This is a genomic window from Flavobacterium foetidum, from assembly GCF_004634245.1.
GTDB lineage: Bacteria > Bacteroidota > Bacteroidia > Flavobacteriales > Flavobacteriaceae > Flavobacterium > Flavobacterium foetidum.
The window spans coordinates 134387-146633 of record NZ_SJTF01000009.1; the positions used below are offsets into that span (position 1 = coordinate 134387).

Here is a 12247-nt window from a genome sequence, read left to right on the forward strand (position 1 = left end):
TAAGTGCTAAGAAAACTTAGAACCTTAGCATCTTAGAACCTTAGTATCTTATCTTAGTCTAACACATTCAAAATCTTTATCCCGAATACAACACCGTTTTGCTGAATACCGCTTTGGTACGAATGCACATAATCGACTCTAAATATCTTAAATTTTCCGAAACCTAGATTGTCTAGACCAACGGTAAGTTCGGTGTACGGATTTCTGTCAGGAAGCGCTAGAGCATGAAAACCAATATTCATAGTTGATTTTAAAAGATTCAAGAGAGGGATTTTGTTCGTAATATATCCCATGTCATTATGCTCTAAATGCATTTCAAAATAGCTGTCATTGGTGCTGTTTTTGTAATAAGGCATCAAATTGAAAACATTCAAATATCTAGAGCTTGTACCAATATGGGTTTGGTTTCCGTTGAAATGTTTGTAATCGATAAACGAAATATTTTCGGCATTAAAGAATTTCCCTGCTTTGAAATTCATTCCCAAAACGCCTTTATTGTTTAATTTTAAATCGTACTGAACAGCAGCGGCAATTCTTTCAAATTCATACTTTTTCTCACTTCCAGCAAAGGTTTTTTCAAAAGCTAAAAAGATGGCTGGATATTTTTCATCTTTAAAATTGTATCTTCCATCGGGTCTTGAGATGTATTTGTTTCCGAAATTGATACGAGCATTTAAGCCAGCTTTAAGTAAATGATGCGCATCAAAAGCAGCGGTCGTAAAATCATTTGGCGCCAACGGATTATTTGACGAATAAATATCATCTCTTTTAAAGAATGAATAATCGGTAGTATTAAAAAGCGGTTTTCGCTGTTCGTAGGCCAGTTTTGCGTTTAAATTTATACCGTTTGCAATATCCTGGGCGTAGTTAACTTGTGCAAATTCCAAATTGTACAACTTCATATAATTGTCTTTGAAAAATAAAGAGCTTATCGAATTGACCAATTTAGTAATAGGTTGCGAACCGTTGAACTGAGCTGTTTTAGTTCCACCAGAAACATAAAGCGTTGCATAGTTTATGTTGTTAAATCGGTGGCTGAAATCGCCGGTAACACGAAGCCTTTCATCTGAAAAGCTGTAGTTGAAAGTGGTGCTCAAAGAAGTGGTTTTGCCATTTTCTTCGTTCCATTTTCTAAAAGAAAAACCAGAGTCAAGATTAAAACCCTGAACGGTATTAAAACTTAACGAAGTCAGATTTAATAAACCATCATATTTAAAAGAATATTTTTTGAAGGTGTTTTTGTAATCATAACCTCGAAGAATATCCAAAACTTTAAATTTATTTTCTTTAGCATCAATCGAGTCAGTATATTTTTTTGATTTTCGAATTGTCTGCAGACTGTCTTTTTTGGTATAATCCGTAGTTTCTTCAAGTGTTAGAGGAATCGGACGAATTTCGTTCCAAAAAGCATCATCTTTTTTGTTGGCATTCAAATCAAAAGATACAATTTCGTTGCCAAAAGTCTTTTTAGAAAACGAATCCGGAAATTCGTAATTAGAATATACATAATTGAATTGTCCTGAAAATTTCACGCCAAAGCCACCCGCATTAAACGTAAGTGTCTGCGCATTTTTTGACCAGATTTTGTTTTTGGAATTATAACTGAAGCTTTGTTTTAAATTCATTGCTTCTGTAAATTCATTTTTCATTCTATAGCCTTTTATATCTAAATCCAGAGCATAAATGGCAAAACTTTCGTCTACAATATAAATGTATCCTTCAAATACAGGCTCTTTGTCGCGTTTTGGAATCACTTTGATTTTATAAATCTGATGTTTGTCCTCATCATAAAAACTTCCCTCAAGTTTGTATTTGTAATAATTAAAGGCATTTCCGGCAATAGGAGAAATCAGGTTTACATCAAACTCCAAGGTGTTATCGTAAAAATCATAGGTCGATAACGAAGCGGTATTATAACTGAATCCTTTATTGTTTCCAGATATTTTAGAAGCGACAATGGTTTCTTTTAATTTATCTGGTTTCTGAAAAGAAACTTTTGAGATAGTTTCTGATAAATACAAAATTCCGGTTCCAGTAGAATCCAGATTTGATGCCAAGTCTGGACCAAGATCTATTTTTTGACCTAATATCTTTTTAGGTAAATCTTTGACTTTTAAAATTCCTTTTGAGTAGAAATCGGCTGTAAAACGGGCAGTTTTTTCAGAGTTTTCCTTTCTGTTTACAATTGCATTTTTAATAATCGCATTAGCCGGATTATTTTTGGGATCAATGACCACCTCATTTAAGGCAAAACTTTCCTCAGTCATTTTAACATTAAGAGTGACTGTTTTTGAGCCTGATGCAACATTGAGTTTTTGAGTTTTAAAACCGAGATATTGAAAAACAATTCTGTTTTTTCCGACCTCTTTTACATTCAATTGGTATTGACCTTGTTCGTTTGAGGTAGTTCCGCTATACGTATTTTCTTCAAAAACAGAAACAAAAGGCAGAGGAGTTCCTTTTTCATCAGTTACAGTTCCTTTTACTTGTGCAAAGTTGGAAACTGAAAAAAGCAAAAGGGCAGATAAAATAATGTTTTTCATGTAAGTGGTTTGTCTTACAAAAATAGAAGAACTGAAAAATGAGCTTATTAATAATTTGTTAAATAACGATTTATAAAAAGGACTGAATTGCAAGTTCGTAGCTTTTTAATCCAAAGCCTAGAATTACACCTTTTGCATTGCCCGATAAGTAAGATTGATGTCTAAAACTTTCGCGTGCATAAGTATTTGAAATATGAACTTCGATTACAGGAGTCGTAACAGCTTTTATAGCATCTCCCAAACCAATTGAGGTATGAGTATAGGCGCCGGCGTTCAGGATAATTCCGTCAAAGCTAAAACCAACCTCCTGAATTTTTCCAATCAATTCGCCTTCGATATTGCTTTGGTAATACGTTAATTCTATATCTGGAAATTTGTTTTGAAGAATTTCAAAGTAATCCTCAAAAGTTTGGCTCCCGTAAACTTCTGGTTCTCTCTTTCCTAATAGATTCAAGTTCGGGCCGTTGATAATGCAGATTTTCATGTTTTAATTATTTATGTGTTGAGGTATTATATTGTCTTTTGATATTGAAATTGAAATTGATTTTTGCCATTGCCATTGAGCTCTGTAAAAATAAAAAAACCGCTCCACAATATAGAACGGTTTTTGTAAAAGTATGTGATATATTTAGAACATGTATCCAGCTGAAAGTTGAAATACTGAGTTTTTAAAATCAGCTTGTTCTGATATTTCTGTTAAACCTATACCATAACGAGCTTGAACGAAAAGACCTCCAACAACTTTTAATCCTAGACCTGCATTAAGAGAAAAGTCAAATGTTTTTGGATCAGCAACATCAAACTCTTTTTTATTGCTAACAAGAAATGATGCCTGCGGGCCAAGTTCTAAGCTCAATGACTTAGTCATATAAAATTTAGCCATTACTGGAATAGCAATGTATCCCATTTCGTTTTTAAAATCCTGTACAGCACTTTTGTATTCTGCTCCTTGTGTAGTGTACAAAAGCTCTGGCTGAATTGAGAACTTTTCTAATAATTTAAGTTCAGCTACAAGACCTGCGTGGTAACTTGTAATACCTTCTTTGTCTACAGAAATTCCATCAAAGTCAGAACCTCCTGTTTGGTTAGCAAAGTTAACCCCTGCTTTAACCCCGATTTGTACAAATTGTGCATTTACTGCTGTCGATGCAGCAATGAACATAACAGCTGCTAAAATTATCTTTTTCATAAAAATGTTTTTGAAGTTTTGGTATTTAATTGATGTTATTTACAAGTCAAAACTACTTATTTGACATTTTATTGCATTATAATTTAGATTAAAGAATTACTAAAATTCCCACTAAACTAAGTTTTTTGAGTATTTAGGATATGATTTTATTGGTACTGCGCTGATTTTCAGGATTCTTTTTAGATGTGTTTTTTCTACCTTATTTTATTGTTTTTTAAACTTCTTGTGCACTATTTTTTGTAAGCCTAATCTTAGTTTTGAGCCAATAATTAAAAAAAAATGTAATCATGAAAAAAATTTTTTTAACTGCAATTGCAGTAATGGCTTTCGGTTTTGCTAATGCACAAGAACAAACAGCAAAAGGGAAATGGTTAATTGAGGCTAATACTGGTTTTGGCATTGGAGCAGAAAAATTAGCTAACACAAGTTTTCACTTAGAGTCTTCCGATGGAGAAACACAATGGGGATTAGGCGCTGAAGGTGGATACTTTGTGGCTGATAATTTAGCTGTAAAAGCTGGTTTAGGTTATACTGACTTGGGACATAGTGTAAATGCGTTCTCTTACAAAGTTGGTGCGAAATATTATTTATTAAATAAATTTCCTCTTGAAGCTTCTTACACAGGAGCAAGTATTAAAGATGCGGATGAAAATCCTTCTTACGTAGGTTTACAAGGAGGTTATGCTTGGTTTGTTGGAAAAAATATTTCTATTGAACCAGGACTTCGTTACAATATTTCTATGAACGAAGATTATGGAAAAGATGTTTTCCAATTAAACATTGGATTCGCATTACACTTCTAATATTATTTAGTTGATTTTTTTTCTAAGCCTTCCTCTTTTTGAGGAAGGTTTTTTTATTGTAAAAGTTTTAAAACACTATTTAACAATTTAGTCGCTTATTACTATTTTTTTTGTTAAATTCCAAATACGTTTTTATGAAGAATATATTTATATTTGAATAGTGAAAATTAAAATTTAACGAAAACAAATACCATGAAGAAAATTTTTTTAGCTGCTATTGCAGTAATGACATTTAGCTTTGCGAATGCGCAACAAACAAGTTTTGGAGTAAAAGGAGGTCTTAACCTTTCAAATTGGTCTGGTGGAGATGCCCGAGATAATACTAAAGCTTTGGTTGGTTTCCACGTTGGAGGTTTTGCAGAAATTAAAGTTATTGAAAAATTAGCTATCCAGCCAGAGCTTTTATTTTCTGCTCAAGGAACTAAAATTGACGGTGGTGGATTTTTAGGGGATTTTGATGTAAAAACAAACTACCTAAATATTCCTGTATTGGCTAAATATTACATCGTAGATAAATTCAGCGTTGAAGCTGGTCCTCAGTTAGGGGTTTTGTTGTCTGCGAAAGCTGATGGAGAAGATGTTAAGGATGGTTTTAAAACTGTTGATTTCGGTTTCAATTTAGGAGCAGGATATCATTTTACAGAAAATATCTCTATTAATCTTCGTTACACTATTGGTTTGTCTCCACTTTCTGATAATGCAGATATTGAAGATGAAGGTGACTACTACGACAGTGTAAAAAATAGTGTTTTAGCATTGTCTTTTGCTTATAAATTCTAATCTGAATTTTAAAATATTTTAAAACCTTCTCAATTCCAGAGAAGGTTTTTTTATGCTCGAAAATGTTTTACTTTGCAACTATGAAATGGAATAATTACATCAAAGATTATCAATCGTATCTGCGTATCGAAAGGGGTTTGTCTAAAAATACCATCGAAAACTACAGTTTTGATATCGAACGTTTGTGTTTGTTTTTAGAAAACAATCAGATTGATGTTTCTCCCATAAAAATTAAAGACGAAACGGTACAAGATTTTATTTATTCGGTTTCAAAAGAAGTAAATGCAAGATCTCAAGCCAGAATTATCTCAGGATTAAAGAGTTTTTTTAACTATCTGGTTTTTGAAGATTATCGAAACGATAACCCGCTCGAATTAATAGAAACGCCCAAAACAGGTCGTAAATTGCCAGACACCTTATCGGTTGAAGAAATTGACGCCTTGATTGCGGCGATAGACCTCAGTTCTAATGAAGGCGAAAGAAATAGAGCGATAATCGAAACGTTATACGGTTGCGGACTTCGAGTTTCTGAATTGGTTGCTCTTAGAATTTCGGATTTGTTTTTTGAAGAAGGTTTCGTCAAAATTACAGGAAAAGGAAATAAAGAGCGTTTTGTTCCCGTAGGGAAATTTGCGCAACGGTATATCGAGATTTACCAAACAGAAATCAGAACTAAATTAAATATTAAAAAAGGCTGCGAGGATACCGTTTTCCTAAATAGACGAGGGGGGCAGCTGACACGTGCAATGATTTTTACCATCATAAAAGATTTGGCAGTAAAGATCGGACTTAAAAAAAAGATAAGTCCACACACGCTCCGCCATTCTTTTGCTACCCATTTGTTGGAAAATGGAGCAGATTTAAGGTCAATTCAGCTCATGCTGGGACATGAATCAATCACTACAACAGAAATTTATGTGCATTTGGATCGAAGCTTTTTAAAAGAAGTAATGTATTCTTATCATCCAAGGAAATAATTTTCTTACTAAAAAGATGTTTTTTAAGTCAAAAATTGATACCTTGGTCTTAGAATTTTAGAACAAGAAAACAAAATAAGTAAATTTTTCAGCGTTATTATACAGATTCGTTTTTTGTATTATTTACTTAAATAGCAATATATGATTTTTGATTTGCCCAGTAACGATGATTGCTTAGAGATGAATAATTTCTATAGGAAATTGTTTGCCGAAATGCCAGATTTGCTTTTTCAATTTGTAATTGATAGTGACCATAAATATACTTTTCCTTTAGTCAGCAAGTCTGTTGACGACATATTTGAACTTTCTGTAAAAGAATTCACAGACGATATTAAGTTTATAATCTACGAAAGAATTTTTCCTCAGGATCGAGAAGAGTTCTTTCGATCTTTAGTAAAGTCACGTAAAGAAATAATTCCGTGGGAAATCGAATTTAGAGCTTTTCTTCCTAAAAAAGGACTTCGTTGGTTTAAGGTTTCCGCCAAGACTGAAATGTCACCAGATAATAGAGTGAGCTTTTTTGGGCATATTTCTGATATTACAGATTTAAAAGATAAAGAGGAAAAACTACGTATTTCCGAAGAACGTTTTCAGTTTGCACTTGAGGCTTCTACAGTTGGGGTTTGGGACTGGGATATGACAACAAATACCGTCTTTTATTCTTCGCTTTCGCTGAAAATCTTAGAATTAGAATCTGCAGATATTTTTGACAATCCAGAACGATGGGACAAAATTGTGCATCCAGAGGATCTTCCAAAGTATTATTCAGATATCCAGGAACATTTCGACAATAAGATTCCGTATTACGAGAATTATCATCGCGTAATGACTTCTAGCGGTAATTACAAATGGATTTTGGATCGCGGCAAAGTAATCAAACGCGATGAAAACGGAAAACCCTTACGTGTAATTGGTACGCATACCGATGTGTCTATTCAGAAAGAAAAAGAGCTCGAACTTTTAAAAACAATGAAGTTATACAGTGATCAAAATAGTCGTTTGCTGAATTTCTCGCATATTGTTTCGCACAATCTTAACACGCAGGCAGGAAACATAAAATCGATTTTAGATTTTATTGATGCCGACGTAGATAAGAAAACCATCGCAGAAATGCTGGAACACTTGAGGACAGTTTCGAATGATTTGAATGAAACTATCTCTAATCTCACACAGATTGTAAAAACACAGAGTAATATAGATATTGCAGTCGCTCCCTTATTATTAAGCGAGTATATTGAAAAAACGATTTCGACCATCAAAGGGTATGACAAACAGCGTAAAGTGACGATTGTTAATAACGTTCCGAAATATTTGACTGTTAATTTTAATCCGGCTTATATGGAAAGTGTGTTGCTGAATTTTACTACAAATGCCATTAAATATGCACATCCAGATCGTGATCCTGTAATTGTTTTTGATTTTGCAATTGAACCCGAAGGATTCAAATCGCTTAAAATCACAGATAACGGACTTGGGATTGATCTTAAAATGTACGGCGATTTGTTGTTCGGAATGTATAAAACGTTTCATAAACACGAAGAAGCACGCGGTATCGGATTGTATATTACAAGAAATCAAATAGAAGCAATGAAAGGAACCGTTTTGGTGGAAAGCGAAGTTGGGGTAGGAACGAGTTTTAAAATCGTTTTTAATGATATGTAAGGTTAAAATAAGGATAAAAAACAAAGGCCGTCAATCGACGGCCTTTGTTTTTTATGTATCCTAAGAGATTACTTAGCAATATTAACAGCTCTGGTTTCTCTAATAACTGTAACTTTTACTTGACCTGGATAAGTCATTTCTGTTTGGATTTTCTGAGAAATCTCAAACGATAAGTTAGCGGCGTTGTCATCAGAAACTTTTTCGCTTTCTACAATTACACGAAGCTCTCTACCCGCTTGGATAGCATAAGCATTTTTTACACCGCTGAATCCGTAAGCAACATCTTCAAGATCTTTTAAACGCTGAATATAAGAGTCTAGCACTTGGCGTCTCGCTCCTGGTCTTGCTCCAGAAATGGCATCACAAACCTGAACAATTGGAGAAAGAAGTGATTTCATTTCAATCTCATCGTGGTGTGCTCCAATAGCGTTGCAGACTTCGTCTTTTTCACCATATTTCTCAGCCCACTGCATACCCAATAAGGCGTGTGGCAAATCGCTTTCAGTATCTGGCACTTTTCCGATATCGTGAAGCAAACCTGCTCTTTTTGCCAGCTTTACATTTAGGCCTAATTCAGCAGCCATAATACCACAAAGTTTAGAAACTTCTCTTGAGTGCTGTAATAGGTTTTGTCCGTAAGAAGAACGGTATTTCATTCTACCCACAACTTTGATTAATTCTGGGTGTAAGCCGTGAATACCTAGGTCGATTACAGTACGTTTTCCGACTTCGATTATCTCGTCATCAATTTGTTTTGCTGTTTTAGCAACAACTTCCTCGATTCTTGCTGGGTGAATACGTCCGTCGGTTACTAATTTATGTAAAGACAAACGAGCAATTTCTCTACGAACAGGATCAAAACAAGAAAGAATAATCGCTTCTGGCGTATCGTCTACAATAATCTCAACTCCCGTCGCAGCTTCAAGTGCTCTAATATTACGTCCTTCACGACCAATAATACGGCCTTTTACGTCATCAGATTCGATGTTGAACACAGAAACGCAGTTCTCCACCGCTTCTTCAGTTCCAACTCTTTGAATAGTGTTGATGATGATTTTTTTAGCTTCCTGCTGTGCAGTAAGTTTAGCTTCTTCAATGGTTTCCTGTATATGAGACATTGCTTTGCTTTTGGCTTCGGCTTTTAATCCTTCGACCAATTGCTCCTTAGCTTCTTCTGCAGAAAGTCCTGAAATTACTTCAAGTTGTTGCAGCTGACTTTTGTGTAATTTGTCAACTTCAGCTTGTTTTTTATCTAAAAGCTCGATTTTATTGTTGTATTCAGCTGTTTTAGCTTCAAAATCGTCGTTTATTTTTTTTGCTTTTGAAAGTTCATTAGAAACTTGAGATTCTTTGTCACGCACTCTTTTTTCTACCTCTGCTACTTTTTTATCGCGAGCCAGAATCACTTGTTCGTGTTCAGATTTTAGTTCTATAAAACGCTCTTTAGCCTGAAGAATTTTGTCTTTTTTAATATTTTCTGCTTCTAAATTAGCGTCTTTTAAAATAGAAGCGGCCTCTTTTTTAGCGTTTTTAATTAGGTTCGAAATATTACTTTTCTCGATAATTTTAGCTATTGCAAAACCTGCCGCAATACCTACAATACCAATAATGATCGTTATGATGTCCATGTTTATTAGGGTTTATATATAAAAAAAGCCTACATTAATTGCTTGAATAAACTCGTAAAGACAAGTTTTGAGCTAACTCACTGTTCAAGTTTCCCAGCCGGAGCAGGGCATACTATAGTAGCGACGATTCGCTCATTCTAAATTGTTAGTGTTGAGTTTACCAATTGTGAACTAATGTAGGCAGTATCTTAGTTTCTTGTAAAGAACGTTATTTTTCGAGATATTGATCTAAAAGCGTATTTAGTCTCTTAATTCTTTCAATAGTTTCCTCGCCATCGATTGCGTAATCAATTTGTTTTTGTTCTGCTTGCGATGCAAATTGCAACGCGCACATAGCCAGTACATCTTGTTTGTCACGTACGGCATAGTTTTCTTCAAACTGCTTAATCATAGCATCAATTTTTTTTGAAGCGCTTCTAAGGCCTTCTTCCTGAGCAGGTTCAACCGTTAATGGATAAACGCGGTCGGCAATTGATATTTTAATTCTAAGCTTTCCGTCCATGTTTCTAATCAGATAATTGTGCTATACAGTAATCAATTTCGCGAATTAATGAATTTATTTTAAGCTTTGTCTCTCTCTTGTTATTGTCGCTGCCGAGCAACGAATTGGCTATCTTAAGTGTCTCATATTGCTTTTTCAAAGCCTCCATTTCTTCAGATTGTTTCTGGATAATTTGCACGGCTTTGGCTAATTCTAATTGTAATACCTGATTGTTTTTCTCCAAACTTTTTGATTTTTCAAAAAGCTTTTCGACTTTATATTCAAGAGCATCAATTATTTCGGCAATTACACTCATTATAAATCCTATTCATTACTTAATCCTACAAAGTTAGTATTCCTTTTTATTAATGCAATTATTTATCGATTTTTTTACATTAAAAATAAGCAAACCGATGAAATTCAATTAATTGTATTTTTATTGATTAATCCTCGGTTTTACCCTGTTAATTTTTTATCTTAGCAAAAATGTTGCTTATGAGAATTCCTGTACTTGCCCTTTTGTTTTCTAATTTTATTTTTGCTCAAACGCAATATCCTAAAGATTATTTCAGACCTCCACTAGATACTCCGATGCAGCTTTCAGGTAATTTCGGTGAGCTTAGGCCCAATCATTTTCATGCTGGCTTTGATTTAAAAACCAATCAGCGCGAAGGTCTTAACGTTTACGCTGTTGCCGACGGATATATCTCGAGAATCAAAATTTCGACTTTCGGAAACGGAAAGTGTATTTATATCACGCATCCTAACGGCTATACATCTGTTTACGGGCATTTGCAGACTACAGTTGGCGCTGTTCAGGAGTATGTCAAAAAAGAACATTACAGAGCAAAAGCGTACGAAATCGAAGTGTTTCCAAAACCAGATGAATTGCCAGTTACCAAAGGGCAACTGATTGCGCTTTCTGGCAATACAGGCTCGTCTGAAGGTCCGCATCTGCATTTTGAATTTAGGGATACCAAAACCGAGTTTGTAATCAATCCTATGTTTTTCGGTTTTGATCAAAATATAAAAGATACCAAAAAGCCGACAATTTCGAGTTTGTATGTATATCCTCTTGATAATGCAACCGTCAATCAGTCAAGACAACCTCTGCTTGTAAACATGGCACTTCAGAAAGACGGCACTTTTCTGGCAGGAAAGGTAAAAACAAACGGAAAAATCGGTTTCGGAATTAATGCTGTAGATACCGATGATGTTTCGCATAATAAAAACGGCGTATTTAATGTTTCGACTTTTTTAAACGGCGCTCAGAATTACAATTATCAGTTTAACACCTATTCGTTTGACGAAATGCGCTACATCAACGCCTTGATTGATTATCCGCGTTACAAAAAGACAGGACAGCGCGTACAGAAACTTTTTATGAAAACGCCATTTGCTTTGAGCATCATCAAAACTGATTCTCTTCGCGGTATTATAAAGGCAGAACCTAATTTGGCTGCGACTTATAAAATTGAAGTTTCTGATTATTTTGGAAATCAGAATTCAATCACGATTCCGATTGAGTTTGATGCGTCTGCTCCAATTGTTGAAGCCACTCCGGTAGATTCAAAATATTTTATAAAAGTCAATAAGGATTATAATTTCGAAAAAGACAATATGTCTGTGTTTTTTCCAGCGGGCACTTTTTACGATGATTTTAATCTGAATTTTGATGTAAAAAACAGAAAAATTTATATTCATGATGATACCGTTCCTGTTCATTCCAATTTTACGATTACGATAAAAGATACGCTGTATCCGGAATCTCTGAGGGACAAAGTTTATATTGCAAAAGGCACCAGTTTTTACGGAACCATTAGAAAAGGGGATGTTTTTACAGCAAAATCAAAAATATTGGGCACTTACGGTTTAGTGCTAGACACGATTTCGCCAGTTATAAAAATCGCAAAACCAATTGAAGGCAAATGGATCAGCGATCAAAAGAAAATTGATTTTACTATTGGTGACTCTCTTTCTGGCATAAAATCGTATAATGGTTATATTAACGGAAACTGGGTTTTGTTTGAATATGAAAACAAAGCCAGAAGGATTACGCATGTTTTTGATGATGCCCTGCTGAATGAGGGTGAAAATGATTTAAAAATAGAAGTTGTTGATAATGTAGGAAATACTGCTATCTTTGAAACTCGTTTTTTTAGAAGTCAAAAAAAATAAAATCCA

At 34.4% G+C, this 12247-nt stretch carries 11 protein-coding genes; 5 read left to right on the forward strand and 6 right to left on the reverse strand.

Annotated elements, in window-relative coordinates; translation table 11 throughout:
* Positions 1 to 53: 53 nt before the first annotated feature.
* The 3 genes from E0W73_RS12805 to E0W73_RS12815 all read right to left on the reverse strand — a co-directional run bounded on the left by E0W73_RS12805 (position 54) and on the right by E0W73_RS12815 (position 3732).
* On the reverse strand, positions 54 to 2543 hold the full coding sequence (locus tag E0W73_RS12805; protein ID WP_135222470.1) for a DUF5686 and carboxypeptidase regulatory-like domain-containing protein: 2490 nt from the start codon (positions 2541 to 2543) through the stop codon (positions 54 to 56).
* A 70-nt stretch (positions 2544 to 2613) separates the two neighbouring features.
* Positions 2614 to 3027, reverse strand: coding sequence for a type II 3-dehydroquinate dehydratase (aroQ, locus tag E0W73_RS12810; RefSeq protein ID WP_135222471.1), 414 nt, complete (start codon positions 3025 to 3027; stop codon positions 2614 to 2616).
* Between the two features lie 144 nt (positions 3028 to 3171).
* Positions 3172 to 3732, reverse strand: coding sequence for a porin family protein (locus tag E0W73_RS12815; protein WP_135222472.1), 561 nt, complete (start codon positions 3730 to 3732; stop codon positions 3172 to 3174).
* 287 nt (positions 3733 to 4019) lie between these two features.
* On the opposite strand from E0W73_RS12815, the gene E0W73_RS12820 reads away from it, so the two are divergent.
* The 4 genes from E0W73_RS12820 to E0W73_RS12835 all read left to right on the forward strand — a co-directional run bounded on the left by E0W73_RS12820 (position 4020) and on the right by E0W73_RS12835 (position 7954).
* On the forward strand, positions 4020 to 4535 hold the full coding sequence (locus E0W73_RS12820; protein WP_135222473.1) for a porin family protein: 516 nt from the start codon (positions 4020 to 4022) through the stop codon (positions 4533 to 4535).
* A gap of 192 nt (positions 4536 to 4727) precedes the next feature.
* On the forward strand, positions 4728 to 5315 hold the full coding sequence (locus E0W73_RS12825; protein WP_135222474.1) for a porin family protein: 588 nt from the start codon (positions 4728 to 4730) through the stop codon (positions 5313 to 5315).
* Positions 5316 to 5395: 80 nt separating this feature from the next.
* The gene (gene xerD / locus E0W73_RS12830) at positions 5396 to 6292 is read left to right on the forward strand and encodes a site-specific tyrosine recombinase XerD (protein ID WP_135222475.1); all 897 of its coding nucleotides are present in this window, start codon (positions 5396 to 5398) and stop codon (positions 6290 to 6292) included.
* A 141-nt stretch (positions 6293 to 6433) separates the two neighbouring features.
* Positions 6434 to 7954, forward strand: a complete 1521-nt coding sequence (locus tag E0W73_RS12835) for a PAS domain-containing sensor histidine kinase (RefSeq protein ID WP_135222476.1) — start codon at positions 6434 to 6436, stop codon at positions 7952 to 7954.
* A 68-nt stretch (positions 7955 to 8022) separates the two neighbouring features.
* On the opposite strand, the gene rny is transcribed toward E0W73_RS12835, so the two are convergent.
* The 3 genes from rny to E0W73_RS12850 all read right to left on the reverse strand — a co-directional run bounded on the left by rny (position 8023) and on the right by E0W73_RS12850 (position 10379).
* Entirely contained in the window at positions 8023 to 9582 is a 1560-nt protein-coding gene (gene rny / locus E0W73_RS12840) for a ribonuclease Y (RefSeq protein ID WP_135222477.1), read from the reverse strand.
* 208 nt (positions 9583 to 9790) lie between these two features.
* Complete coding sequence (locus tag E0W73_RS12845; protein ID WP_135222478.1) at positions 9791 to 10084, reverse strand: cell division protein ZapA; 294 nt, start codon at positions 10082 to 10084, stop codon at positions 9791 to 9793.
* 4 nt (positions 10085 to 10088) lie between these two features.
* Positions 10089 to 10379: a hypothetical protein gene (locus tag E0W73_RS12850; RefSeq protein WP_135222479.1), complete on the reverse strand. Its 291-nt coding sequence runs from the start codon at positions 10377 to 10379 to the stop codon at positions 10089 to 10091.
* A gap of 179 nt (positions 10380 to 10558) precedes the next feature.
* On the opposite strand from E0W73_RS12850, the gene E0W73_RS12855 reads away from it, so the two are divergent.
* Positions 10559 to 12241 (forward strand): M23 family metallopeptidase, encoded by a 1683-nt coding sequence (locus tag E0W73_RS12855; RefSeq protein WP_135222480.1) that lies wholly within the window; start codon positions 10559 to 10561, stop codon positions 12239 to 12241.
* Positions 12242 to 12247: the final 6 nt, after the last annotated feature.

Excerpts from the sequence above, each read along its gene's own strand:
- E0W73_RS12805 (WP_135222470.1), bottom strand. The coding sequence starts at position 2,543 with ATGAAAAACATTATTTTATCTGCCCTTTTGCTTTTTTCAGTTTCCAAC.
- aroQ (WP_135222471.1), bottom strand. The coding sequence starts at position 3,027 with ATGAAAATCTGCATTATCAACGGCCCGAACTTGAATCTATTAGGAAAG.
- E0W73_RS12815 (WP_135222472.1), bottom strand. The coding sequence starts at position 3,732 with ATGAAAAAGATAATTTTAGCAGCTGTTATGTTCATTGCTGCATCGACA.
- E0W73_RS12820 (WP_135222473.1), top strand. The coding sequence starts at position 4,020 with ATGAAAAAAATTTTTTTAACTGCAATTGCAGTAATGGCTTTCGGTTTT.
- E0W73_RS12825 (WP_135222474.1), top strand. The coding sequence starts at position 4,728 with ATGAAGAAAATTTTTTTAGCTGCTATTGCAGTAATGACATTTAGCTTT.
- xerD (WP_135222475.1), top strand. The coding sequence starts at position 5,396 with ATGAAATGGAATAATTACATCAAAGATTATCAATCGTATCTGCGTATC.
- E0W73_RS12835 (WP_135222476.1), top strand. The coding sequence starts at position 6,434 with ATGATTTTTGATTTGCCCAGTAACGATGATTGCTTAGAGATGAATAAT.
- rny (WP_135222477.1), bottom strand. The coding sequence starts at position 9,582 with ATGGACATCATAACGATCATTATTGGTATTGTAGGTATTGCGGCAGGT.
- E0W73_RS12845 (WP_135222478.1), bottom strand. The coding sequence starts at position 10,084 with ATGGACGGAAAGCTTAGAATTAAAATATCAATTGCCGACCGCGTTTAT.
- E0W73_RS12850 (WP_135222479.1), bottom strand. The coding sequence starts at position 10,379 with ATGAGTGTAATTGCCGAAATAATTGATGCTCTTGAATATAAAGTCGAA.
- E0W73_RS12855 (WP_135222480.1), top strand. The coding sequence starts at position 10,559 with ATGAGAATTCCTGTACTTGCCCTTTTGTTTTCTAATTTTATTTTTGCT.